Source organism: Bremerella sp. P1 (assembly GCF_028748185.1).
In the GTDB taxonomy this organism is placed as follows: domain Bacteria; phylum Planctomycetota; class Planctomycetia; order Pirellulales; family Pirellulaceae; genus Bremerella.
In genome coordinates, this window is the sequence record NZ_CP118164.1 from 5958702 (window position 1) to 5985533 (window position 26832).

Annotated in this window: 17 protein-coding genes; 10 read left to right on the forward strand and 7 right to left on the reverse strand. The window is 53.1% G+C overall.

What is annotated here, in order from left to right:
• Window positions 1–102: 102 nt before the first annotated feature.
• Window positions 103–2595 carry a family 16 glycoside hydrolase gene (locus PSR63_RS24320; RefSeq protein ID WP_274328395.1) on the forward strand — a complete coding sequence of 831 codons (2493 nt, stop codon included), beginning with the start codon at window positions 103–105 and terminating at the stop codon, window positions 2593–2595.
• 112 nt (window positions 2596–2707) lie between these two features.
• Here the strand turns inward: PSR63_RS24320 and PSR63_RS24325 are convergent, their stop codons facing one another.
• The 3 genes from PSR63_RS24325 to PSR63_RS24335 all read right to left on the reverse strand — a co-directional run bounded on the left by PSR63_RS24325 (window position 2708) and on the right by PSR63_RS24335 (window position 8641).
• Window positions 2708–4066 (reverse strand): Gfo/Idh/MocA family protein, encoded by a 1359-nt coding sequence (locus PSR63_RS24325; RefSeq protein WP_274328396.1) that lies wholly within the window; start codon window positions 4064–4066, stop codon window positions 2708–2710.
• Window positions 4067–4173: 107 nt separating this feature from the next.
• Entirely contained in the window at window positions 4174–5595 is a 1422-nt protein-coding gene (locus PSR63_RS24330; protein WP_274328397.1) for a DUF1501 domain-containing protein, read from the reverse strand.
• A gap of 13 nt (window positions 5596–5608) precedes the next feature.
• Window positions 5609–8641, reverse strand: a complete 3033-nt coding sequence (locus tag PSR63_RS24335; protein WP_274328398.1) for a DUF1553 domain-containing protein — start codon at window positions 8639–8641, stop codon at window positions 5609–5611.
• A 456-nt stretch (window positions 8642–9097) separates the two neighbouring features.
• On the opposite strand from PSR63_RS24335, the gene PSR63_RS24340 reads away from it, so the two are divergent.
• Both PSR63_RS24340 and PSR63_RS24345 read left to right on the forward strand, forming a co-directional pair.
• Window positions 9098–10984 (forward strand): hypothetical protein, encoded by a 1887-nt coding sequence (locus PSR63_RS24340; protein ID WP_274328400.1) that lies wholly within the window; start codon window positions 9098–9100, stop codon window positions 10982–10984.
• Entirely contained in the window at window positions 10981–12642 is a 1662-nt protein-coding gene (locus PSR63_RS24345; RefSeq protein ID WP_274328402.1) for a metal-binding protein, read from the forward strand. Before PSR63_RS24340 ends, PSR63_RS24345 begins: the two co-directional genes overlap by 4 nt.
• A 176-nt stretch (window positions 12643–12818) precedes the next feature.
• Here PSR63_RS24345 and PSR63_RS24350 read toward each other — a convergent pair whose 3' ends face one another.
• Window positions 12819–12989 (reverse strand): hypothetical protein, encoded by a 171-nt coding sequence (locus PSR63_RS24350; protein WP_274328404.1) that lies wholly within the window; start codon window positions 12987–12989, stop codon window positions 12819–12821.
• A 4-nt stretch (window positions 12990–12993) separates the two neighbouring features.
• Here PSR63_RS24350 and PSR63_RS24355 point away from each other — a divergent pair, with 4 nt between their 5' ends.
• The 7 genes from PSR63_RS24355 (at window position 12994) to PSR63_RS24385 (ending at window position 21705) form a co-directional block, all read left to right on the forward strand.
• Window positions 12994–14637, forward strand: a complete 1644-nt coding sequence (locus tag PSR63_RS24355; RefSeq protein ID WP_274328406.1) for a reverse transcriptase family protein — start codon at window positions 12994–12996, stop codon at window positions 14635–14637.
• Window positions 14638–14780: 143 nt separating this feature from the next.
• On the forward strand, window positions 14781–16178 hold the full coding sequence (locus PSR63_RS24360) for a pectate lyase family protein (protein ID WP_274328408.1): 1398 nt from the start codon (window positions 14781–14783) through the stop codon (window positions 16176–16178).
• 298 nt (window positions 16179–16476) lie between these two features.
• Complete coding sequence (locus PSR63_RS24365) at window positions 16477–17454, forward strand: sugar phosphate isomerase/epimerase family protein (protein ID WP_274328410.1); 978 nt, start codon at window positions 16477–16479, stop codon at window positions 17452–17454.
• A gap of 20 nt (window positions 17455–17474) precedes the next feature.
• On the forward strand, window positions 17475–18326 hold the full coding sequence (locus PSR63_RS24370; protein ID WP_274328412.1) for a 3-keto-disaccharide hydrolase: 852 nt from the start codon (window positions 17475–17477) through the stop codon (window positions 18324–18326).
• Window positions 18316–19614, forward strand: a complete 1299-nt coding sequence (locus tag PSR63_RS24375) for a Gfo/Idh/MocA family protein (RefSeq protein WP_274328414.1) — start codon at window positions 18316–18318, stop codon at window positions 19612–19614. Before PSR63_RS24370 ends, PSR63_RS24375 begins: the two co-directional genes overlap by 11 nt.
• A 46-nt stretch (window positions 19615–19660) precedes the next feature.
• Complete coding sequence (locus PSR63_RS24380; RefSeq protein WP_274328416.1) at window positions 19661–20542, forward strand: PIG-L deacetylase family protein; 882 nt, start codon at window positions 19661–19663, stop codon at window positions 20540–20542.
• Between the two features lie 116 nt (window positions 20543–20658).
• A complete protein-coding gene (locus PSR63_RS24385; protein ID WP_274328418.1) occupies window positions 20659–21705 on the forward strand; it encodes a metallophosphoesterase in 1047 nt (348 codons plus the stop codon).
• Window positions 21706–21788: 83 nt separating this feature from the next.
• Here the strand turns inward: PSR63_RS24385 and PSR63_RS24390 are convergent, their stop codons facing one another.
• The 3 genes from PSR63_RS24390 to PSR63_RS24400 form a co-directional block, all read right to left on the reverse strand.
• Window positions 21789–24452, reverse strand: a complete 2664-nt coding sequence (locus PSR63_RS24390; RefSeq protein WP_274328419.1) for a DUF5695 domain-containing protein — start codon at window positions 24450–24452, stop codon at window positions 21789–21791.
• A 287-nt stretch (window positions 24453–24739) separates the two neighbouring features.
• Window positions 24740–25144, reverse strand: coding sequence for a carboxypeptidase-like regulatory domain-containing protein (locus tag PSR63_RS24395; RefSeq protein WP_274328420.1), 405 nt, complete (start codon window positions 25142–25144; stop codon window positions 24740–24742).
• A gap of 99 nt (window positions 25145–25243) precedes the next feature.
• On the reverse strand, window positions 25244–26311 hold the full coding sequence (locus tag PSR63_RS24400; protein WP_274328422.1) for a DUF1559 domain-containing protein: 1068 nt from the start codon (window positions 26309–26311) through the stop codon (window positions 25244–25246).
• Between the last annotated feature and the right edge of the window lie 521 nt (window positions 26312–26832).

A 26832-nucleotide genomic window follows, 5' to 3' on the forward strand; every position in this document is an offset into this window, starting at 1 on the left:
AGTCGAAACCGTTTACCTGGTGAAGCTGTCCTTTCGACTTTGCGGGCTTCGTGTGCGAGAATAGTAGGCTCTTATCCCACCATTCCTGCGTAAAGGTTCTGCATGAAAGTTGCTACGCTACTGGCTGTGCTGTTGTCTACATGGATGTGCCTACAGGCGAAGGCCGAGACCTATGACACGAGCGAAAACCCAAGTGAAACCACGGGTGATGTTTCGGTGCAGGCTGTCTCAACGAAAGGGATTATCGACTTTAAGAGGCCCGCAAACGCTTTGCAATTGGTAGGCGAGTCGGGGTCAACGCTAGTCCCCGAGTCGCATTATGAATGCCAATGGACTTTTGAAGACGGCGTACTAACGGCATCGCCCAAGTGGGATAGCGTGGTGACACCGGACGCCTATCAAGACTTTCGCATGCATGTGGAATTCAACATTAACGAAGCCGGGGATGTCGATCGAGAGAAGAACGGAAACTCGGGAGTCTATATTCAGCAACGGTATGAGTTACAGATTCTTAATTCCTATGGGGTTTCTGAAGCTGACTACGGCAAACGCGATTGTGGCTGTCTTTATGGGATGAAGAAACCGGACAAACTTGTTTGTAAGCCGGCCGGCCAGTGGCAGAGCTTTGACATCGCTTTCCGCGCCGCGCGATTTGATGGTGCGCGTAAGGTCGAAAACGCCCGCATCACGGTCTATCAGAACGAAGAACTCATTCACGATGACGTTATTCTCAATCACAACACTGGCGCGGGAATGAAAGAAGAGCGGTCGGCTCGTCCCATCAAACTTCAAGGCCATCACAATCAGGTCCAGTTCCGCAACATCTGGATTCAAGACTTGTCTTTGGGCGAGCAGGGCGGGGCAGACCCGCTACCTCGAATTACGGCGAGTCGAAAGACTTTGCCGCTGAGAGGTGAGACCTTCAAGTTGAACGGGGCCGATGCCTTCGTTATTCTGCCGAAAAGCGCGCGCAATGCAAAGTCAGAGATCCCATGGGTGTGGTACGCACCAACCCTCAATGGACTTCCCAGCCAAGCCGAGAAGTGGATGTTCGAGCGATTTCTAGAGTCTGGTATTGCGATTGCGGGCATTGATGTTGGTGAATCGTTTGGAAGTCCCAATGGACGGAAGCAGTACAGCAACTTCTATAACTATCTGGTAACCTCCCGAAAGTTCGGCAGAAAGCCATGTTTGCTGGCCAGGAGTCGTGGTGGGCTGATGCTTTATAGCTGGGCAACAGAGAATCCACATTCTGTTGCCGGCATCGCCGGAATTTATCCAGTTTGCAATATTGCGAGCTACCCCGGGGTCGATCGTGCCAGCACCGCTTATGAACTGACGCCCGAACAACTCGAAGCCAAGTTAAGCAATCATAATCCGATTGATCGTCTCGATTCGCTTGCCGAAGCAAAGGTTCCCATTTTCCACCTTCACGGCGACGAAGATAAGGTCGTTCCGTTGAAGGATAACTCCGCCTTGGCTGCGGAGAGATATAGGCAACATGGTGGTGAAATGGAATTAGAAGTTGTTAAGGGCCAAGGTCACGATATGTGGAATGGCTGGTTTCAGTCGGAGAAACTGGTCGCATTTGTTTGTAATAGCCTTGGACGACAAAGCCACCCACATCCCGTTCCGGAAAGTGAATTGTGGCTCACCTTTTCAGGAGGCGAAGGCCCCGGCAAAGGCAAACACATAGTTCTGATCGCCGCTGATCAGGAATACCGCAGCGAGCAATCGATGCCAATGCTGGCAAAGATCTTGTCTCAGCATCATGGCTTTGACTGCACCGTATTGTTTGGTGTGAATGCCAAGCGCCATGTCGATCCCACTATGCCCGTGTATCCGAAAAAGGGAGAGGAGGACTCCTTCCAAGAGCACAACATTCCTGGCTTGGAACACCTTAAGCAGGCAGACCTGGTGATCTTCTTCACTCGATTGTTGACGTTGCCGCCAGAACAAACGCAGCACATTGTCGACTACCTTGATTCAGGCAAGCCTATCATTGGACTGCGTACAGCCAATCACGGTTTTAGAAAACCGCTACCCTACAAGATTGATGGGAAACAAGTCCATATTGGCCAGGTCCTCGGGGGAACGTTCTTGGGGCATCACGGGGCGTGGCATCGCGATTCAACACGGGGGGATATCGTTTCGGAAATGAAAGACCACCCGATTCTTCGGGGAGTCAAAGAGATCTGGGGGCCGTCCGACGTTTATCGAACCTATAAAGAAGGAGATGGTTTGCCGGCTGGTTGTACGGCACTCGTTTATGGCCAGCCACTGATCGGTCGTGAACGAGGAGGGGAATCCAACCCAGAGAAGGAGCCATTACCGGTGGCGTGGTTTAAAGATTGGCAGACAAGCACTGGCAAGTCCGCACGTGTATTTCAATCGACGATGGGTAGCGGCAAGGACTTCGAAAGTGCTGGTCTACGGCGGCTTGTGATCAATGGCGCCTACTGGTGCTTAGGTATGGAAGAAGGTATAGATGCCACTCGCAGTGTGGACTATGTTGGCCAGTATAAGCCGCTCGCCAGTGGTTTCAACTACGAAGAACTTGGAGTTGTTCCCAAAATACCAGCGGCGTACAAGTAGGCTGACTCGTTCGGCGAACGGTGAAAGTGTTCAGCCAAACGAAAGCTGCTTCCTTAGCGCCGGAAGCAGCCTCATCCGGAATAAGCTCTGATGGGTCGCAATTGCGTGTAGACTACGCGAGTTTGTAGAACTCTTCCCAACCTTCGCGTGGCGGATGACCTTTGAGCAGTTCGTCGGCGCGGGCGTTATTTGTGATCCGTTTGGTCTTTGCATCGAACTTGAGATCCTCGCCCAACCGCTGAGCGATACAACCAAGCATAAAGACCTGCGTGAGCGGGCCGGAAACAGCGAAGGATGAGTTGCAATACGGATCCAAACCTGCGGCAGCTCTCAGGAAATTGTCCATGTGGTTGGTCGATGTTTCGCTGACAGACGGACCTGGTAGGTTCGCCGTGACTTCCTTATCTTCGCCGACAATCTTAAGGGAAGCCGAATGGGTTCCACCGACAAAAGTCAGATCGTCGCTATAGATCGCCTTGCCGCAACTCGGAATGCTTACGCCGTCTTCGCTGGGCGGGCGATTCTTAACTCCGTCGTACCAGTTGATGGTCATCTCCGGCATGTCGGGACCGCGTTCGGGGAAGTCGAACGCAATCGTGGTGCCATGCGGGTAGATAAACTCATTCGGCTTCTCAATCTTCACAGCCCGAATGGTGTGAGGCAAATTCAATTCTAAGAAGCGGTGCACCGTGTCGAGGGTATGCGGTCCCCAGTCACCGAAGGCGCCATTTCCGTAGTCGTACCAGCCGCGCCAGTTGCCTGGATCGTATTTACTGTTATACGGATGTTTCGGCGCTGTACCTGCCCAGACGTCCCAGTTCATACCCTCTGGCATTTTCTGCTCTTCGGGAAACGCTTGGATATCTCCCCAGGGATGCCAGCGACGTCCGCGGTTCATACAGGCATCGACGCGTCGAACGTTCTTGATAACGCCATCATCTACCCAAGATTGAAACTGCAGTCGCTGCCCGCTCGAATGCCCTTGGTTGCCCATCTGGCACATTACGCCGTATTTCTTCTCAGCCGCCATCAACAGCTGGCATTCCTCAAATGTATGGGCAAGCGGTTTTTCGACGTACACATGAATTCCCAGCGACATTGCGAGCATTGCAATGGGGAAGTGTGAATGGTCCGGAGTGCCGATCGTGCAAGCATCAATCTTGTCCCCCATCTTCTCGAACATTTCGCGGAAGTCATCGAAGACAAGAGCGTCGTCACACTTGCCCTTCATCTTCTTCTTGAAGCCTTCAGCGCGTGCCGGAACGACGTCGCAGAGAGCAACACACTGCGTTAATTCGTGGCCAACAGCCCCTGAGCCGATCGCAGCACCACGGTTTGCACAACCGATGACAGCAAGATTTAGCTTGTCATTCTTCGCGACTTCGCCTTTGGCAGACTTCGACGCAAATGTTACTGCCGCAGATGCAGCAGCCGAGTACTTCAGCAACTCTCGGCGATTTAGACTCTTCATGTTTCTCATTCTTTGGGTCTGCATACTTACTTCACGTTGAATCAGTTTCTACTAGTCAATTGTTTCATCTGAATCTTCCGATTGCAAATTTCTTCGAAACGAGGTGGTTAAGCAAGTGCCTCGGTCACTATTTCTCCATGGACGTTGGTCAAACGGCGTTGGATTCCGTTGTGGTAGAAGGTGAGCTTCTCGTGATCGATGCCAAACAAATGCAAGATCGTGGCGTGAAAGTCGTGCCATGGAATTGGCCGTTCTACGGCTTTCCAACCGATGTCGTCGGTGTTGCCAATAGCTATACCGGGTTTCAAGCCGGCTCCGGCCATCCAACAACTGAATCCATAGCGATTGTGGTCACGGCCCGGTCCGACCTGATCGGCGGCAGACTGGGCAAATGGAGTACGACCAAATTCGGTTGTGAACAGGACGAGTGTGTCCTGAAGCATGCCCCGTTGCTTGAGATCCTTGAGCAGAGCCGCCACCGGCTGGTCGATTCGACCGGCTTCAATTGTGTGATTTTCTTTGACGTTCTCGTGGGCGTCCCAGCTTGCTCGCGGACTGCCGGCAACGGGACCGCCAGAAAACAACTGCACGAAGCGGACTCCTTGTTCTAGTAGTCGACGACCGAGCAGGCAGCGGCGGCCCATGTCAGCCGTTTGCGTGTGATGGATACCATAGGCTTTTTGAGTTGATTCGGATTCATCTGCAAAGCTGCTGACCGCGGGAATCGAGGTCTGCATCTTCGCGGCCAATTCGTAACTCCTGAGACGAGCGGTTAGTGCGTCGTCCAGACCAGTACGTTCTACATGCTGCTGGTTGATCGTCTGAATAAAGTGTCGGGTGGCCGCGTCGGCACCTTTCGTCAGAGTCTGGGGAGGGAACAGATCTCGCACCGGTTGCTGGCCGCCCCGCAGCACAACTCCCTGGTGACTTGACGGCAGGAATGCGCTGCTCCAGGTTGAAGCACCGGTGTTCGGGGCTCCACGCTCGTCGTTGAGCACGACATAGGCAGGCAGCGACTCGTTTTCGAGCCCCATTCCGTAGGAGATCCAACTGCCCATCGAAGGAAAGCCGTTGAACTCAAATCCGTTATTCGCCAGAAACAACGCAGGCGTATGGTTCGCCGACTTCGATTCCATGCTCCGCAGCACTGTCAAATCATCAGCCAGTTCGGCGATGTGCGGGAACATGTCAGAGATCATAAGGCCACTGTTCCCACGCGGTTTGAATTTCCAATCCTCACCACGCAGTAACCCGATCTTTCCAAAAAAGATGTCAGGCTTTTCGTCCGTGTGAAGGGACTTGCCGTGCATCTTCCTGAGTTCCGGCTTATGGTCAAACGAATCGACGTGACTTAAGCCCCCGATCAAGCAGATGTGAATTGCGCGTTTGGCTTTGGGTACAAGTGCCACTGAAGTACCTTCAGCCGAAGCCGTTTCACGGGACAATAACGCGGCAAGCGCCGTTGCGCCCAAGCCGTTAATACCCCAATGAAAGAAGTCGCGACGATCGAGTGAAAGCGTGTAATTCATAGATTGTCCTACGCTATTCAATGACGACAAATTCGTTGATGTTGAACAACCCACGACAAAGCGCCGGTAACCCGTGTTTGCTGACCAATTGCTCTGAGAGGGCTCGTTCTGAGTTAGTCGGATCACGTGCAATCGCTAATTGCCAAGCAAGCGTGATTTGTCGCGAAGAATCTTCGCCTGCTTCTTCGCGAACTCGTTGTGCGAAGTAGTCCGCCATTCGTACAACCAAAGGGTTGTTCAGCAAGCTCAGTGATTGCAGTGGTGTTGTGGTCATCGAGCGACGCGGCGCCGTGGACGCAGGGTCAGGACAGTCGAACGTGTCAAGTAAGGCGCTCCGACCGCCGCGTGGATTAAAGCGATACACGGTCCGTCGGAAGAACTCCGCTCCGTCAACGTCAATCGGCTCGTAGTAGGTCGTGCCGCTATTGAGTGTGACCGACACGTCTTTGAAGCTGGGACCTCCCAGTTCTCGGTTCAATTTGCCCGACACGTATAGGATTGAATCGCGTAAGGACTCGGCTTCTAGTCGTCGTATGTTGGCTCGCGACAGCAAGCGGTTTGCGGCATCTACATCAGCCGCATTTCGCCCGTCGGTTTCGGAAGGTCCTTGAATCGCCTGTTGGTACGTAGCTGAAGAGACAATCAGCCGATGCAGCCATTTCAGCCGAAAGCCATTCTGGCGAAAGTCCCGCGCGAGATAGTCAAGAAGCTCTGGATGACTTGGTCGCCCGCCGTTGAAACCGAAATCGTTGGGCGTATCGACGATGCCTGTACCAAAGTGATAGTGCCAGACGCGATTGACGATCACCCGTGCGAAGAGCGGATTGTTTTCGTGGGTGATCCACTCCGCCAGTTTGCGGCGACGATCGACCTCGGGTGCATCCGGAGCCAAGTCGAATCCCGCAGAAAGCTCGTCAATGGCTGCAGTGGTTGCGGGGGAAACGACTTCCCCGATGTTATCGGGATCGCCTCGCAGCAGGACGTTCGTGGCTTCTCCTCTGCCAGCGACAAGCGTATAAATCCTAGAAGTTGCTTTGGCAGCTTGCTCGTCTCGGTCCTTTGCCAATTCACTAATACGTGCCTTCAAGGTTTCGCGGTGATTGCGTTCTGCTTTGGTTAAAGCTGCGGTGAGGTGCTCTTCAGAAACATACTCAGCGGCATTGCCAGCCGACGCAGCGATCTCTTGTGGGGAAAGGGCTCGGTCATATAGGGCAGCCCGATGAATCCTGCCTGTCAGGTAGCGATTGCCGCCTGCGGGCTTGTGTCGTAGTCCAAATAGAACCTCAGCTTCACCTTCGCTATACGATTGGAGCTGCGACTTGCGCATGGAATGACCATAGGGCTGGCCGTCTCGATAACCGAGGATCGTTCCGTCGTCTTTGTAGACCAACGCAATGTGAACTGGACGCATCGTGGCAGTTGTTTCTTCTGCCCCGCCAAACGAGTCCGAACGAACGAAGCTGTTACTTCCGGCCATCCAACGCTTCGGTTCGCGTTCGCCAAAGACGATTGCGTCAAAGACAACACCATTTCGCGTCTCAAGCGAAATGGCCCCGCCGCCCCGCTGATCAAGATTATCCAATTGCACCCACGCTTCAAGCGTCTTCTCGGCAAGGTTCTTGGTGAGTGGTTGGGTTTGAACAAAGCTCTTGCCATCGAGAACCAACGCCCCATTTTCAATGCGGGCTTGCCCGTGCGCAGTGCCGTGCAGACCTCCGATGGAATCGTTCAGGTCACTATCGAATTCCCAGCGAGCCAAAGCCGCAGGTGGCGTCGTCGTGACGGAGTCTTGTAGACGCGATGCGATAACTTTGTCGCGAGCGGCTTGGTCAATCGCCGCAAGTTCTCGGCGCAGATCTGCAATCTTCCGATCAAGCTTCGCCAATGTGGCTTGTTCTTCAGGAATGGGGATGTCACGGTCACCGAATCCCAATCCTGATATCGTCGAAGCCAATTGGTAGTACTCCGTCTGACTGATTGGGTCAAATTTGTGGTCATGGCATCGAGCGCAATTGAAAGTTAATCCAACGAAGGTCTGCCCAACCGTACCGAGCACCTCTTCAATTTCGTCCTGTCTCGCTAATTGCTTCATTCGTTTGCTGCCACCTACCGTCGTGTTGTGAACGCCAGCAACCCAGAACCCGGTTGCTGCCGCGCCTTCAGTCCCACCAACAATTTGATCTCCGACCAGTTGCATGCGGACGAACTGGTCGTACCGCATGTCGTTGTTGAGAGCGTTGATTACCCAATCACGATAGTGCCATGCGTTCTCTCGCTGAAAGTTCCGCTCAAAGCCGTCGCTTTCACCGAAACGGACGACATCCAGCCAGTGGCGTCCCCACCGTTCGCCGTAGTGTTCCGACTGCAACAGCTCATCTACAATTTTCTGGTAAGCCGCTTCTGATGGATCTTTCTCGAACGCAGCGACCTGTCCCGGGGTTGGTGGTAACCCGATCAGGTCGAAGTACAGCCTCCGAATGAGCGTACGAGGATCTGCTTTCGATGACGGGTTCAATCCCTCCTCTTGCAAACGCCGCAGTACGAACGCGTCAATTTCGTTGCGGACCCAGGGTGACTTTATTGCCGGTGGAGCGACCTCACTTAAGGGTCGTAACGACCACCAGTCGCGACCAGCCCGGCGGTCCGTTGTGATGGAAAAGAGATCCAACGGACCGCTGCCCCAGTTGGCTCCCTCTTCGATCCACTGTCTCAACGCAGCCTTTTCCTGATTGCTTAGCGGGTGCTTCGGAGGCATCTCGTCGGAATTGACTCGCGCCCACAGGTAACTGTCCGCCGCAGTACCAACAACGATAGCCGTTCCGCTGTCGCCACCCTGAATGATCGGCGCAAGCTCGGTAAGATTCAGTCCACCTTCCGGTTCGGCACCCTGATGGCATTCCAGGCAATGCGAAACCAGAATCGGAGCGATGTGCTTGTCGAAATCGATCGATTGAGCCTGAAGTGGAATGAGCCCCCAGCTTGTGATGATGCATAGGACGGCATTGAGCAACAGAAACCAGAGGTTAGCCAGTTTTCGATCCGTCATAATGAAAGCTCTTCGCGAAAAGGCGCCCCGGACGCGACGATAACCACTGCCATAGCCGCAACTACTTCTTTGAGTTCGGATTCCGACTGAGCTGCGATCGATGTTGTCATGAACCGCCCCTTAGAAGTGGTGTTTGTATTATTTGGGCATATTTCTAACTTAAATCGAATGCACAGAGCGAGGCAATGGTTTGTACTGTTCAGCCGCGTAAATTCGGCGTTGGTATTCAGAGGACTAGCATTGGGAGTGTGACTTGTGGCAAGTGCCCGTCCTAATTCTGAGAGTTGGGGTGAAGGAAGAATCGGCAAATTGGCCCGTGTTTAGTTCTTTCAGTATTCGAGCGTTTGCGGTGGACGTCAGTTAAACGAGTGATTGGAATTATTTTGCTGTATTCTAGTTCTTGATCCGCTATGCTATTGCCACTTGAAATGCCTTCGTAAAAGGAATGGAAATCAGATGGCGGATAAACAAGGTTCCGGCGGGTCGAGGCCGTCGAAGATCTTGCTGGATGAGTTGTATGCAAGCGAGGACGATTCCTTTCTCAACTGCTTCGTGCAGTTTAACTCATATCCGCTGTTGAAACAGTTTTCTGGCCAATGGATTGAGGATAAGCGTCCCTGGGCTCGCCAGCAGATGATTAAGTATCTGCACCTGGTCCCCAATCATCCTGGCCACGAAGTGGTCGTCAAGCGAACCTTAAAGGGGGCATTGGAGAAAGGCGACGACGAGTTGCTGGCGCATTTCATGGTGATGCTCGACGGAATCGTTCGTAGAACGCGGTCGAAGCAGTATCGGTACGACTATCGCACTCGTCGCGGTCATGAACGTGAGTATTTGTTGGCTCGTCCGAATAAATCAGTAATTGAGCAAACAGGACGCGTTCATGAATACACGATCCGCGGTAAGACGTACCGTATGCCGTTACCGGATATCCGCAATCGCAAAGGCAATCGTCTGTTCTCCCAGCAAACCAGAGCCCATCTTCGCAGACGCGTGTGGCGGTATTTTCGATTCTTGGCCTACCAAGACTCGCAGCGCTACGTAGAAGCGATGACCGTGGCTTTAGCTCGCTACGAGGATTCATTCTTTCGTTCCGGTGAGGTGATCCTCGACAACTGGTCCTTAATGCATGCTTGTTTCTTTCATGCCCCCGAGATTGCTTTCACGGCGTCGCACACCAATATTGTACGAGGGCATTCGTTGGCGACGATGAATGCATCGCCGTATTTGCCAGATCTGTGGAAGGGTGACCCATGTGCGAAGAAGTTGTGGAACCTTCTGGCCGTGGCGCGCAGTCAATTCGTCCGAATGTGGACGATCGAAATGCTTCAAATGCGGCATGCCGATTGGCTTACTAACGTGTCTATCGAAGAGTTGATTCAACTTCTCTCCAGCGGGGATGCCACGGTTGGCGAATTTGCGGTCGAACTATTTCGACGACATAAGTCTCTGGCACACGTAGAGATTCCCACCTGGTTACGCCTGCTCGATGAAGCCGATTTCTCTGTCTTACCGGTGATCTGTGAAGCAATGCAGCAGCACATCGATCCCAGTCGACTCGGCGATGAACAGCTCGTTGAATTGACGATGGCCAGACCAGTTGCCGTAGCAAAGCTAGGGTTGTCGTGGCTACAGACACGGCATCAGCAGCGGCCGCTAGCAGCTCAGCAATTGTGTCGTCTGTCCGCGGCTGGTTGCCAATGGGAGGCCGAGGCGATTGCGGACTGGGCGATTGCTGAGATTGCTAAACCGAACCAATACACTCCCGAGAATCTGGTTGAATTCTTCGATTCGTATTCGCCTGCGGTTCGCCGTTCGGCGTGTCGCTGGTTGAACGATAAAACGCCGGATGATAACCCAGAAGATAGTGGCTCATCGCAATCAGCACACCGCGATCCGCGTTTATGGCTCAAGCTGATCGAATCACCGTATGATGAGGTGAAGTTCGCCTTGATGGAGCGAATGCAAGGCATTATCGACGAAGCCCCGGCACGCGACGCAGCGACTTGGTCGACCGATCAGTACTTACGTGTTCTCTCGGCTATTGTGCTGTGTGTGAATCGTGGATCGCGGGCCAAACCCAAGGCCATCGGGCAGTTGGCATCGCTAGCGATTCAAGAGGTACGCCATGCTGATGTGGCAATCCAGGTTCTGGCCATCGCAGCGCGATCGATACGTGATCCAGAAAGAGCAGCCGGTCTATCGGCGTTGGCTATGATTGCCGAGCAGCGGCCGGATCTTTCGAAGAAAGTTGCCGGGGCTCTTCCTGAATGGACGTGGGAAATGCAGTCGGAAACGACTTTGTCGGGAAATGCTGCGTACAAAAAGGGGGGCTCCTCATGATAGTAACCATGAAGTACGCCAGCCGCAGCGGGCTATATGACGGGTCATCGGGAACCAGACTGCTGCAGATGGCTCCGAATCTTGCCCGGAAGGAAGTTGCGTTCGATGGGGCATTGAATCGCCCCATCGAGTTTCGTGAGGCGATTAGTGCATTGCACGATGTGGTTATCAACGATCTGCGTTTTGAACCCCGAGATAAAACTGCCTACAAGCAGTGGGTCGAGCAACAGCGGAAGCGAGAACAAGTCATTCGCCAAGCGGCGATGGATCAGAAACGAGAAGCTATCGCTCGGGGCGAAGTGGAAAAGCCAACAGCCGATCTGAAGACGGCCCACACGTCAGCGCTCAAGCGATATTGGGCCGCACGTCGGATACTCGATCGCCGCTTGCGAAAAGAGAATCATGAGTTGTGGCGGCGATTGATGCCATACGATCCCGTGATCACCGTGGCTGATGATGTGGTGTTCTTCGAGTGCTTTTCTGTCGACCAATCGAGTTATGGCTGTCTGACCGTCGATCGCGGTGATGGTTTCGGAGAATCGGGGCAAACCCAACTGGGAACCACGAACGTCGACTATTCATGGGATCTCTATGAAAGTTTTCAATCCCTACGGACCTATCGACAGACGCGATTTCAAATTGATCCGTCGGCGTTCCAAGTGTCAACCGATTCAGGCGGCGCTGAACATTGTGAAGAAAAGATCGACCTTCCGGACGGATGGCTCAGTGGATTTGTGCGGCTGCAGGCTGCCATGGCAATGCCGATGCGAAAGGTTTCGCTGCCCCCTGGGGCGGTCTATTCCCTTTTGGCTTTTCTAAAACGCAATAAGGCGAAGGCCAGTCCGCGAGCAATTCGATTTGAACTAGCGGAAGGGCAAACGCCGCGACTGGTCCTCGAGCCATGGGAACAAGTGATTGACGCGTTTGGGGGCGAGTATCACGGACCACCGTGCGAACCGATCCGGATTTGGGGGAGGCGGCGACTGTTGACCTTGTCGCGGTTGCTTCCCTTGGCTGACCAAGTGGATGTCTACTTATTGGGAACAGGTCTGCCAAGTTTCTGGGTGGTACGGATGGGTCCGATGCGTTTGACCTTGGGCTTGAGCGGCTGGACGACCAATGATTGGTCGGCTGGGAGTGCCGTCGACATGCTTATGCCGCAAGAGAAAGCGAGGCCTGAGGTCGTCGCCAAGATTGCAGAATCGCTTAGCAACAAAGGAGCGGAGACGCTCGATAAGATTGTCGGTCAGTCCTATGTCTCCCGAGGAGTTGCCACTTCGGCGCTGAACGAACTAGCTTTGCGAGGGCAAGCGATCTATGACTTGCACGCAGGCCTTTTTCGTTGGAGAAGTATCTTGCCGCTACCACTGTCCGATAAGGAGATCGCACCTCCTCATCCCGAAATGGAGGCAGCCGAAGTGTTAGCAAGGTCGAACAAGGTAACACTTCACGAGGAAATACCCGGTCCACGCGGCGGAATCATTCTCACGGGTCGCGTTGATACAAATGAATGTGAAACACTACTCGATGGCGACGGAATCGTCCGACGCGGCAAATGTGCTTGTAGCTGGCATCGCAAGGCCGGGATTCGCAATGGACCCTGTCGCCATATTCAGGCCCTTCGATTGGCTCACAGTCGAAGGGAACTTCCCACGTAATCCAATCTAGATGACCTAATAGTTGTGGTGAATTTTCCTGGAATAGATCACCACCGTAGGTCTGACTATTGAAATACTTTCCACCACCCCCTACAAACTAAGGAGTAATGACGGGAGCGAGGTGACGAATCAAGACTACCTTGCTGCGGCGATCCGCCGCGGTCGAGTTTTGCTTCTCATTCTTCCCCAAGGTCGTTGTTCGTTTGGCCACCACCGTCGGGTAGTGCGTCAACCAGGACAAGCCAAGGCTTTTGACGCACTACCCGACGGTGGTGGCCTTGGTGAACGACCTCGGTCCGCAGGCGTGAAGTTGAGTCGTCACCCGCTCCGGTCATATCTTCCAACATGGGCTTGTTTCGTACGCTTCAGCGCTTATTCGGATTCGATCCCGACCAGGGGCCGTCGCAGGCTCGTTCGGATCGGCCTTCATCGGTAGAAGAGCGTGGCTTTACGCCTCCGGTGACGGGAACTACACCGGAATCGGTACCTCGCCAGTCTGGCTCTGACCCATCGTCGACACCGCCTGCCAGTTCAAGCGGAAGTGAATCGCCGTCATACGTCTCGGATCTGTCGGGTCTCGATGCGAGTCGTTTCCAACCTCTGTCGCAAGATGATGCGATGGATGCGAGTGCCGATCCTGGGTGGCGAACCGCCTACTTTGATCCGCTCAACGTGATCCCTTCCGCAGATCTGCCTCGGATCCGCGTGATTGACCAGACGATGGTCGGCATGGGGCTCATTGGTGCCGAAGAGTTGGCCGAGATTCACCAGATCGGCAAGGAGATGGCTAAGTTTCGCACCGATTATCATGCGATTCAGCAGGCTGGCGACGAAGCGGTTCGTGGTGCACGAGCGGCCCGAGAAGCCCGCAATAACCAGCTGAAGCAACTTGCGGCCGAGAAGAAGGAAACTCATCTAAAGGCCGTTGCCGAGCGAAAAGCAACCGACATCGTGTTTCTCGGTCGAGGAGTCTCGAAGGGTCTGGCCGATCGCAGATCAAACATCGAACGGTTGAAAGAGAATGAGCTGCCGGTGCTGTCGTCGCCAGCCGACCTCGCCGAGGCGATCGGTGTCTCGGTGGCCACGCTTCGCTGGTTGGCGTATCATCATCCGGCCAGTAAGACAATTCACTATCACTCTTGGAAAGTTGCCAAACGTTCCGGTGGAGAGCGAACGATCAGCCGACCGCACAAAAGGCTTGAGCAGGCTCAGCGGTGGATCCTGCAGAACATCTTGAGTAAACGTCCGGTTCACCCGAATGCCCATGGATTCGTACCAGGTCGTAGTACATTGAGCGGAGCCAGTGTGCATGTCCAATCTGCCGTTCTGGTTAACGTCGACTTGAAAGAGTTCTTTCCGACGATCGACTTTGCACGTGTCGTTGGGCTGTTTAGTGGGATGGGATATTCGCCTGCGGTTTCCACTATCTTGGCACTTCTTGTAACGGAAGCTCCGAGACGCGTCATTCGCTCGGGCAAAGAAACACTGCATGTTGCCGTGGGAAATCGCTCTTTACCCCAGGGGGCCTGCACCAGCCCAGCGATCTCGAATCTGATTGCCCATCGGATGGATAAACGACTATCAGGATTCGCGGAATCTATCGGATGGCGGTATTCGCGGTATGCGGATGATTTGTCGTTCTCCAGCAAAGAGGCAAGCGACAAGGTCGCCTACTTACTTGCCCGTGTTCGCCATTTGACCGGTGAGGAAGGGTTTGAGGTGAAAGATTCGAAGACGCGGGTTCTGCGGCCAAGTACCCAGCAGTCCGTAACAGGAATCGTCGTCAACGAACGTCCCTCAATCGACCGCAAGACTGTTCGCAATTTAAGAGCCATCCTGCATCGGGCTAAATTTGAAGGACTGGAAAAACAAAACCGGAACGGCCACACGAACTTCTCCGGTTGGATAGTCGGAATGATTTCGTATGTCGAGATGGTCAATCCTCAACAAGGAAAGAAGCTACGACAGCAGTTTGATGCACTTGGACGCGTTTAGTCACGCTCAATCAGATCATGGTTCTGCAAAACATGCTCTACGAATGTGTTTTATGAGCACGCTCAGATAGACGTGTCAATCTCTCGCCAAGTGTGACTGCCGAGTAAGAGCCCAGATCGTGCGTTTTTGGAAACCAGCGGGTAATGATTCAACTGAAATGGTATCACTGTCTGATCGCCGTTCTGGTGATCCTTTCAAGTGGGCAATTGGTGGCGGAGGAACGCACGCAGCTTGCATTTCCAACGGCCGAAGGCTACGGCCGGTTCGCTAAAGGAGGCCGAGGCGGACGAGTCATTCATGTCACTAACCTGAACGACCAAGGGATGGGGAGCCTGCGAGAAGCCGTCGAAGCGGAAGGACCGCGAACCGTGGTGTTTGACGTCTCGGGCCTAATTACCCTCGAATCTCCATTGGTCGTTCGTAATCCGTATTTGACTATCGCGGGCCAGACTTCCCCTTTCAAAGGGATCTGCATCCGGAAATTTAACGTAGGACTCTATGCAACCCACGACGTCATCATTCGACACATCCGAGTGCGTCCTGGAAATATATCAGGAGAGACGTTGGACGGTATGGGCATGGCGTACAGCGATCACTGCATCATTGACCATTGCTCGATCAGTTGGACGATTGACGAAGCTTTCAGTTCACGTGGTGCGAAGAACATTACGTTGCAGCGGTGCCTGATTTCCGAGGCGTTGAATGCTGCCGGGCATCGTAAGTATCCAGCAGGTACCCAGCATGGATACGCAGCGAGTATCGGTGGAATGACCGGCAGCTTTCATCACAATCTGCTCGCCAATTGCGCGGGCCGAAACTGGAGCCTAGCCGGTGGGCTCGATAAAGAAAAACGCCATACAGGCTGGCTCGACATTCGCAATAACGTTGTCTTCAACTGGAAAGATCGAGCCACGGACGGAGGCGCGGCACGTGTCCAGTTTGTGAATAACTATTACAAGCCTGGCCCAGCAACGCAGAAATTTCACGTGATTCGTCCCGAGCTTGAATGGGTGCATCTGTACGGTCCACAGAAGTACTACATCGCAGGCAATGTGTTGGAGGGATACTTTAACGCGGAAAATCCTCTCGGCGGATTCGTGGCATGGAAAGAAACACCAATCGACGAATATGTCGAGAGAACTCCGTTCTTTGAAAGCCACGTCGAAACACACTCCGCAGACCTAGCTAGAGGCAGTGTTTTGGCAAACGTCGGCTGCAACATTCCACGATTGGACGATCATGACAAGCGGATACTTCATGAAGTCGCGACTGGAGAATGTGAACATCGGGGCAGTGTCACCGGACTACCCGGTTTGCCCGATTCTCAAGAGGATGTGGGCGGATGGGAAGTCTACCCGGAGTCTTGCCGACCGGCTTCATGGGACAGCGATCGTGACGGTCTGCCGGACAATTGGGAAATGGTCAACTCCCTCAATCCCAACGATCCCGCTGACGGCAATGAGGACCGAGATAACGACGGGTTTACGAACCTGGAAGAGTACTTGGGCTCACTTACCGGCGAGTTTTCTGCAGACCAATAATTGACTTGTCGAAGTAGCTTTCTATCGATAAAGCACCTGAGCTACTCGTGTTCGGAACAACGCCCAGACGGTAGCCGATCTACGTCTGTATCTCAATGGGCATGCTGGATGTCTTCAAATCACACAATTACAAGATACTGGTAATAGTGTGTTTTCGTTCGCATTGAGCATTTAGCCTGTTAACATATCGTTCGTCGACGGCAGTTTGGCGGGCAAAACGCAACAACGCTGGCGACTCGATTTCTGCCAGAGTGAATGTATTGCGAGAGAACTGTCGTCCCTGAATAGATTGGATGTCATGACTACTATCGAGCCGTTACGGTGCACCAGGCGAAAGGCCCTAAAGTTTATGGCAGGTGGTGCGGCCGCGGTCAGTCTGCATGGTTTGACTGGTTCATCAGTCACGCATGCTATGGAGACGAAGGAGCCGACGGCTACGGAGTTTCAGATCGCCTGTATGACGCTTCCGTATTCTCGTTTTCCGCTACGTCGTGCTCTTCAAGGGATCAAGTCAGCCGGGTTTGAATATGTTGCCTGGGGAACATCTCATCTTGAAGGTACGGACGGTAAGCGAACTCCGGTGTTGGCAGACGATGCACCTGAAAAGACAGCTGCCAAGCTTGGGCAGGAATGTCGTGATCTAGGTCTGAAGCCAGTAATGATGTTCTCGACGATCTATCCGGAGCACGCTGATGGGCTCGCTGTGCTCACGCATCGACTTCGCCAGGCATCTGCCGCCGGGATTAATCAGGTTCTCACTTTTGGCCATACGGAAGGTGGCTCGCGCAAGCTGTGGGTCGAGCGATTCCAGAAGTTGGGGCCAATTGCGAGAGATCTTGGCGTGACCCTGGTTGTCAAGCAGCACGGGGGTTCCACGGGAACTGGCGAGGCATGTGCGGACATAATCCGAGAGGTGAACGATCCAGGGGTACGCGTCAACTACGATGCCGGAAACGTGATGGACTACTTGAACGTCGATCCAATTCCCGACATCGAGAAGTGTGCCGACGTCGTTCATAGCTTCTGTATTAAGGATCATCGCAATTGGCCCGTCGATCAGGATTGTGGTCCTGGGCTGGGCGAGATTGATCATTATCGGTTGCTTAACCCCGTAGCACGCCTTGGACGCACGATTCCTCTTTGCTGCGAGAATATTTTTCCTCCGATTCTTAGTCGTCCCGATCGTCCCGAAGAGGTGGACGCCTACGCGGAGCGAGCGAGGGTGTTTCTGGAAACAGTTGTGGCAGGCATTAAAAAGGTAAATCAGTCGTCGTGATGGGCAGGGGGGAAATGCTGATGATACGTATGATTTGCTTGATCGCCGTGATTATTGGGGCCGAAGAGTCGTGCTTTGCCCAAGACGTGGCTAAACTCGTCGAGCCGCGCGATGAAACAATTTACCCCTTCAATGGACGCGACTTGACCGGCTTCACGACGTGGTTGAGGCCAGAGGATCGCCTGGCAGACGCAAAGGTCTATGGCGTGACCGACGGGATGATCCATATCTCCGGGGAAGGCATGGGTTACCTCGCGACGGTCAACGCCTATCAGAATTATCACCTAAGTTTTGAATACAAATGGGGCGAGCGTACCGATGGCTCGAAGTTTGTCCGCAACTCAGGCATTCTGCTGCATGCCGTTGGGCCCCCCGGGAATGCACGGGATACATGGATGTCTTCCATCGAAGTGCAACTTGCCCAAGGCTGTGAGGGCGACTTTATTCCGATCCAAGGTCGAGATGCGAACGGCGATGTGATCCCAGTGTCCTTTACCGCGAACTCTATCCGAGGGGCCGATCGACGACCGCGATGGAACGAGGCCGGCAACCCCGAGGAGTTTACCAAGTCGCAGCTTTGGTGGAACAAGCATCAAGTGGGTTTTCAGGAATTGCGAGATACTCGAGGTGAGCACGACGTGGCGAGCCCGCTCGGGGAATGGACGCTGGTTGAATGTATCTGCCGGGGAGATCGAATCACAGTGAAAATCAACGGAAAGACGGTTAACCAGTGTTACAACGTTTTCCCCACAGCAGGTCAGATCCTACTGGAAAATGAGAAGAACGAGATATTCTTCCGGAACATGAAGATTCAGCCACTTGCCGAGGAAGACTCAAAGTCCGTGGAAATGCGAGAAGTTCATGCAAAGTAAACTAGGTCATTCCGTCACGAACGGTTCCAGTCGTCGTCGCTTTATGAAAACAGCGTCCCTCTCGGTCGCAAGCGGAGCCATCCTGGCAGCGGGCCATCCAGTCCATGCCGCTGGTAGCGATACCTTGAAGTTGGGTTTGATTGGTTCTGGTGGTCGCGGAACGGGGGCTGCGAAACAAGCGTTAATGGCAGACCAGAATGTCAAACTGGTGACCATTGCCGATATGTTTCCGGAACGCGTCTCGTCTTGCTTAAGATCACTCTCTGCCGATAGTGACGTAGCGGCGAAAGTCGACGTCCCCAAAGAAAGACAGTTCCTGGGATTCGAGGCCTACCGAGATGTCTTAGACAGTGATGTGGACGTCGTTTTGCTAACGACCCCACCACATTTTCGGCCCATTCACCTAAAGGCTGCGATCGAAGCGGGCAAACATGTTTTTGCGGAGAAACCGGTCGCCGTCGACGGCCCTGGGGTGCGGTCGGTTCTGAAGAGCTGTGCGCTGGCCAAGCAGAAGAATCTTTCCGTCGTATCAGGGCTCTGCCTTCGTTACGATGCGGGATTTCAGGAGACGATCCAGAGGATTCACGACCGAGAAATCGGAGACGTGCATACTCTGTTTGCAGATGACTATCGCGGTCCGATCTGGGTCAAGGAGAGAAAACCCGATTGGTCTGACATGCACTGGCAGATGCATAATTGGTATTACTTCACGTGGTTGTCTGGTGACTTTAATGTCGAACAGCATGTGCACTACCTGGACGTGTGTGCCTGGGTGATGAACAAGTATCCGGTCAAAGCCATCGGAATGGGAGGTCGACAAGTCAGAACAGAAGAGATGTTTGGAAACATCTATGACCACCATAGCGTGATCTACGAGTATGACGATGGCTCGCGAGTGGTCAGTAACTGTCGACAACAGTCAGGTTGCAAGAATTCAATGCGTGCTTTCGCGATGGGAACAGCCGGGTCGGCGCTTATCTCGGAGAGAGGCCTCGAGATCGAGGGAAGACAAAAATGGTCATTTAAGGGACCTGTAAAGAACATGTACCAGGTCGAGCATGACCGACTGTTTGAGAGTATTCGTTCTGGAAAACCACGTAACGATGGTGAGTACATGTCCTATAGCACGTTAATGGCTATCCAGGGAAGAATGGCGACATACACCGGGCAGGAGATTACATGGGATCAGGCACTCAATTCGAACCTAGATCTGTCTCCGGCTGCGTACCAATGGGGAGACGCACCCGAAGTTACGATTGCTATGCCTGGGGTCACGAAGGTGGTTTGAGGTATTCGGGTGAGTCCTAAACGCTCCCTTTGAATTCAAGATTCCTATGCCAAATACGGAAGAGAATCGAGAACCACGACTTCTCGTTCTGGGTGCTCATCCTGACGATGCCGAATTCCATGCCGGAGGGCTGGCGTCGATATACCGGCTACTCGGGCGAGTTGTCAAACTCGTGTCAGTTACCGATGGATCCGTGGGCCATCACGAGCGATCTCCGGAGCAGCTCGTTGATATTCGTCGGCAAGAAGCTGCTGCGGCCGGAAACGTGATCGGAGCTGCTTACGAGACGTGGGAGTTTCCGGACGGTCGCCTCGAGCCGACTTTGGAAGTGCGTCATCGTATCATCCGCGAAATCCGCGAGTTTCGACCCGATCTCATTTTGACGCATCGAACGTGTGACTATCACCCGGACCATCGAGCGGTTGGCCAGTGCGTTCAAGATGCATCGTACATGGTAACTGTCCCCCACATTGTGCCCGAGGTGGCGGCGCTGCGGCGTTGCCCGGTGATTGCGTATATGGGCGACCTGTTTACTCGCCCTGTCCGCTTTCGCGCGGACGTTCTGATCGATGTTACCGAATTGCATGAAACGATTGCTCAAATGATGGCATGCCATCAGTCTCAGTTGTTTGAATGGCTTGCGTATGAAGAAGGCACCTTAGACAAGATCCCCACCGGCAAGAATGAGCGACTTCAATGGGCAAAGGACTGGTATGCCGGCCATGTACGTCGACGAACCGAATTCTTTCGAGATGAAGTCATCGCAAAGTGGGGGCCAGAAGCAGGGGAATCCATCGATCTTGTCGAAGCTTACGAGATTAGCGAGTACGCGATTCAACCTGATGCCAGTTCCCTGGCTCGCTTATTTCCTGAGAAGCTGCCAATTCCCGATCTGACCAGGAAAAGGCCAAGTGTTTCGTCGCCCTAGTCATTCATAGGGGATGCGGTTTCTAGTGGTTTGCAAACGTGATATAGAAACGTTTTCTAAGGTTACTTGCATGACAGGTAATCAGTGACTTCCACAACCCGCCAAGGAGTTTAGATATGCCCAACATTACTCGTCGCACGGTTTTGCATGCGGGGCTTTCGCTGCCGATCGCTACGTTGCCGGCCCTGAACGCCCTTGCCGCAGGTCCCTACGACGAAGCGCAACTACAACCGGGCCCGCTACCTCAAATAGAAGATGGCTCATTTACAGTGGCCGTTTTGCCTGATACGCAGAACTACTGCGAGCGTGCTCCGGACGGCTTCTACCAACAAACAAAATGGCTGGTAGAGCAAAAGAAGCAGCGGAATATTCAGGCAGTGCTTCACCTAGGTGATATCACCAATCGAAATACGACCGAGCAGTGGCAAGTTGCCCAGAAGGCCATGCGTCAGCTCGATGGGCATCTCCCCTATTTCTTTGTGCCTGGGAACCATGACTATAGCAATGGCGGCGGCGCGCGTGATCGGACAAGCCTGCTCGACAACTACTTTCCTGTCTCGCACTATCGTGACCTTCCGACCTTCGGTGGTACCTACGATCGTGAGCCAGAGAGCATGCTGAATAGCTATCACTTGTTTTCCGTGGGGGACCGCAAGTTCCTGGTTCTCGGTCTGGAATTTGGCCCTCGGAAGGATGTTATTCGCTGGGCAAACGAAATCGCTTCCAAGCATAAAGATCGAGAGGCCATCCTCATCACGCATGCCTACCTATTCCATGATGACCAGAGGTATGACTGGAAGCAGCACGGCGACAAGCAGCGCTGGAACCCCCACGGATACCCCTTGGCAAAGACAGGCAACCAAGATGTGAGCGATGGCGAAGAGTTGTGGAACGGTTTGGTCAGCCAACACGAGAATTTCATTCTTACGCTGAACGGTCATGTGCTGTACGATGGGCTCGGCCGCTTGTCGTCGAAATCGCCAGATGGAAACACGGTTCATCAGATGCTAGTGAATTTCCAAATGAAACCGCAAGGAGGTGATGGATGGCTGCGACTGCTTGAGTTCCGCAAGAACAATACAATTGGGATTACGGACTACTCTCCGACTCGCGAGCAGATCAATGCATCGCCCCAGAACAACTTCACATTGGAACTTACATAGTCTCGTTCGATACTGTGTTTGATCTTCCCGGCCGGAAAACCCTGGTCTAGCATCATTCACTAAACCAGGGTTTCCTCATGGCTTTACTCAGTGGAAAAAGCCGCAGCCGGTGTGATCGTAAATGAAGTGGCATTGCCTGGAACATTCTCGAGGGCAATTGCGATTAGTCGATCGTCTTGCACGTCGAATTCGGCACACTTGGTTCCCCGAGTTTCTACGACGTACCGCCCACTTGCCAAGCCCGCGATGTTCAGATGACACTCGCCTTTTGGCGACTTGCTGGCTTCTAATTCAAATTGGATTCCGCTACGTGCTAATTCCAGCCGAATGGGAAACCCGGTGGCAAATCTCCGCGTTTTCAGACTGAGGTCAATGGTCCTGTCTTGGAAAATTGCATGAAACCGGCGGCGGATGCCATCTTTGGGAATTGCTTCAATATGCGTGTCTGTCGTATGTAATTCACCACCGAGGCAGGTCATTCCGAAGATCGGGTCTTGCGTGACAACGGTTGCAGCCATCCGTAATGCTCCGCAGAACCCAAGATCCTCTTCACAGGAGTAGTACCAGCTTCCACGATGATGAGGCTGACCAAGCCAGGTGTGACCTCGCGATGCGGGCTCGAATCCTCCGCCGGCGGCGCCGTCATTTGCCTTGCCAGGGTACCAGTATCCGTAGTTTGAATCAGGCGTACCGGTGTTCATCAAGGCCCATGAACTAAGGTACGAAGCGTAGCCTAGCCTTGCGTAAGGATAGGGATCGCTCGCATGGTGTAACGCATAGTCCAGAACTGCCCATCCACCCATTTGAGACATGTAGCTTAACGTATAGGTGTCGCCTGCCTGCTGGCGGTAGTCGCTTCCCAGGTGATAGTACGTCGGCTCAATCCAGCCGCGGCAGAAAACGTTTGCCGCCATTTGCTTGTCAAGAAAGCGTCTGGCACTTGTCTCGGCTTCATTGGGATCACTTAGTTGGAGAGAATTGGGATGACGAAGTGCATAGGTAGCTAAGGCATGCGTCGATTCAAAACCCGTCGAGTCAAATGGGTACTCGGAGCCAAAGAGATTGGGATTGTCGTTCACGAAATGCCGGACCTTGGCTTCCCAATGTGAGCGAAGCTCTTGTGCGTCTGCTGTTAGGCCTTCGTTCTCGAGATCTTCGATCAACTCGACGTAGGCGAGTTCGTTGTAAAGACCTGTGTAGTACGCGGACCAGCCAACTAACTTGTCTGGCACGGTAAACATGGCGATTGCCGTCCGAGCTGCTCGTTGCAGATATTGCTCAGCTGGTAGTTTGGTTTCGATTTCCGGGTGTCGACTGGCGACCTTGTACATCCCGTAGTACATCAATGCGATGTGAGGGTAGTCGTAGACGCGCCACATGTGCTGTCGCCCATCTGGGCCAGGATCGCTGCTTTCCCGGTTTCGCCTCCAATCCAGGATTCCATAAATGCCGTACGGGTACGGTTCCGAAGTGGTTTGCTGCAAGCCACCCCAGACAAAGTATTCGATGTAATAGTCAAGTGCTTCTACTTCCGATTGCACTGGGTATTCCGCATTCTTGGAAGCGAGAAACGCTGGCTTACTGAGCCCTGGATCATCACAAGTGATCTCGTAGATTCTCCAACTGCGAATCCGATCGTAGTTGCTCGGGTCGAGCATGACTTGTGTTTCCATGTTCCATTCACACAGTAGCCCGTCGTACCACTTGGATTCATCACGAATTTGATGCGATGCTATGAACGCTCCTCGCTTCTTAATCAGCGTTTCGATGGGCTCAGTACAAAAGAACTCCAGGTAGGTCTGCTTATCGTCCCCGAAGTTGACGGTCAGGCGGTTCTCACCGAGACGAGAAAACTTTACTTGGTAAATCGTCGTATCATCCGATTCGCTTATACGCTGCACGGAAGTGTGATGAGGAAATTCAGCCTCGATCGACTTGATCGGCTCGTTTGTGCGAAGTGCGAATTTGGCCGTGAGATCGTTGGGTACTACCATGCCTGGAACAACATGGACATCAATGAGCCCCTCTTCGACAAGAATTCTGCGAACGTCGTCATAGTTCTCTGCCCATTGGAACTTCAGGCTAAATGTTTTCGTGTCGGTGGGCTTGCCCTTGGCTGCTAAAGTCAGCCCGGTGGTAGGTTGTCGCCAGGTTCCTCCTCGTTCAGCAGCGTCGGCAAAAGCGGCCTCACTATGAAAGAAGATGTGGAAACCTTGCTTGCCGTGGTTTTCCCAGTATTCGAGGCGTGTGTTATTGGTAGGCGTCAGCATTAGGTAGGGGCCGACACTGTTGCTTCTCATCCAATACAGGAATGAACCGTGTCCGGAGATAAAGCTGTGTTTGAATACTGATGAATGCCCGGGATGCTGCGTCGAGAAGTCGCTATTCATCGGTAGTGGCAGGGATAGGTCGCCTATTCGCAATGGGCTAGAGGTGTCGTTGCGCACTGTTGCCGACCAAAGTATCTCATTCGACGTAACCTCGATGGAGGTTTCGACGGTTAAAACACTCGCACCGTCTTTGTGGATTTGAAACACGGCCTTGTTCGTGCTGCGATCCGGGTTCTCTTCGAAGAGCGTCGTGGGTGAATCGACAAGGTCATCCGTTCGGATCTGACTCCAGGGATCTTGGTCCTGCTTGTAGCGGAGCACAACACCACCGAGCCGCCCATCCTGACGAAGGTAGTTCGTATCGAAGGTGTCTCCGACACTTTTGATTTGGGTCAGGGACCCTTTTTCTACCGCCACATCGAATGACGAATCTGCACGACCTATTGCTGAGCCCGTAATGACGAAGGCCAGTGTTAGAAGCGATGTGTGAACTAGAGTTGTCGTAAGTCTTTTGGCGAACATCAAGAGTGACCTTTGAGATCATGTTGCATTTGGCAGATGGGCCTATTGGAAACAGATAGGCGGACGTTCGCAGATGGGGTGGGCAGTGGGCGGCTGTCGATTATGGGGAATCGCACTGAGACAAATTCAGAGACCACTTTCGGCATCACCAACTTCTCTCGTGGGTAAAGGGTGTATGGCGTCTAGCGTTTGGAATTCATCGCAAAATCGATTTCGTTGCTAGTGCCGCCAGCAACATTTGCCGTAAGCGTTCCAGGCTTTCCGAATTTCGTTGGAATGAGGACTTTTGGTATTGCATGTCCGGGGAAAGGTTTATTGCTAATGGTGACATCATGTTCCCCGATTTCCGCTCCTGTTAAATCGGTACTGTAAACGAGGGAATAGTGGCCACTCGTGTCGGTGCGGCCAAATGAATTCTTGCCAGAGTGCCTTGGCTTGAAAGTGACCAGTGCATCTGGGATCGGCTGCCCGTCAACTGTGACCGTACCTTGCACTTCGGAAACGTTACTTGGACTTGAGGCACTGCATCCCAATACACCGATACAGATGCCAATGACGGGTGCACATAGGTAATGCTTGCGAAACATACTGTCTTTCTCCTTAAATAGAGTGGCGTTAGGAAGCTTCCTTGATTCTCTAGGCACAATGCTGTGTGCGTTGTGCCCTGAAGACTTTCCCGACAGCCGTTAGAAGCTGGCTTTAACGGTCTGGCCGTCGTTACGATTGGCCAAGTTTTCCAACACGACGTTGTCCAGCACTTCGTCTGGTTTGTGTTCGACTGTTTCTGGGATGAAATGCACGGAGCCATCGCAGAAGGCGAATTGCACGCCACCGGGATGATGACTACTGAATCCACCACGGCCCCACATGGTGTAGAAGGAAGAATTGAGCGGGTAGCCGATGGTGCCCATGGCTCCGGCACAATCCCATCCATCGGCTCCGCGATTGGGGAACCCGAATGGATTCGTTCCCACGCTGGGAGCGAGACTTCCAGGAATCGAATCGACATCATCGGAATCGTGGCCGGCTGGTTCTTTCACCAGCGAAGCCCTTTCACCGATCAAGAGCGTATTGCTCGTTCCGTCGAGTATCTTGGCGAAGTTGACGTTCGACTCGATCCCAAATGCTCCATTGAAGGCGTTAGGACCAACGCCTCCGGTTACAGGCCCCCACCAGTCAGCACCGTAGCGGATTGAGGACGCGACGCCTGCATAGTTGCCCTTGGCACAGTTGTCAGCCGGGTTGTTGACGGGAGCGCCTGTCGATGTGGCGAGTAGTCCGACCGTTCCTTCGACTGGCACGAGAATCTCATCCCCAGCATCCGACGGACAATTCAAAGCCGAAATGGGTTGTCGCATCATGTCGATCAATACTCGACCGGATGCTCCATTGACTGCACTTCCCACCGTGGCGGCTTCATCCAGGCGAATTCGTCCCGGCTCCAAAGCGTTGTAAAGATTGTTAAGCTCCAAAAATGGAAGCAGATGGAGGGTCCACGCTGAGTAATTCGTGTCCTGGTTTCCACCGACGTTCTTGTAGCCGATGGCACCTGTGGGGAAGGATTGAAACGTGTCGTGATAGTTGTGCACGGCCAAACCGAGTTGCTTCAAGTTATTCGTACAGGACATCCGTCGGGCTGCTTCACGGGCCTGCTGAACCGCGGGAAGCAGCAACGCAATCAAAACGCCGATGATGGCAATGACAACTAGAAGTTCAACGAGAGTAAATCCACGCCGTAATCGAATGGTACGCATTTTCTGGCTCCCAAAAAAATAAGAAGTACGAGGCAAAGTTTCTTCCATGTGCTCTTATTTTGTAGATATATCCGCATCATTCCCATGAGCATTTTGTCAATCAAAATCGTTTCCTGACACAGAAACTATGCGTCTATTCTTAGGCGATCTGGATTCATGGCTGTATGTTTTTGTATTATTTCGACGGAGCCTATGTTGATTGCACCTGTCTTCTGATGTCGAGAGGCGATTTCCGCTGTCGATTCACGAAAACATGGGGCGAATTATTTTCGACAGTGCTGCCAAGTGATACTCGCAATCCCGTCACTCATTCCATGAGAGGGCCGTGTTATTCGTTGACTGCCGATCGTCGCGAGGATCCCCACTAGAAGTAGTGGAGACGCAATGTTCAGCAGCTGAACTCAACGCGGTGCGTCTCGGCGAGAGAATGCAGAATGGTCGTAAAAGGGAGCCGACTGCATTGTCGAGCGAAAGAAGCTTTCTATCATCAGGCGTACTTGTACGCTTTGATGCTGCAGGCA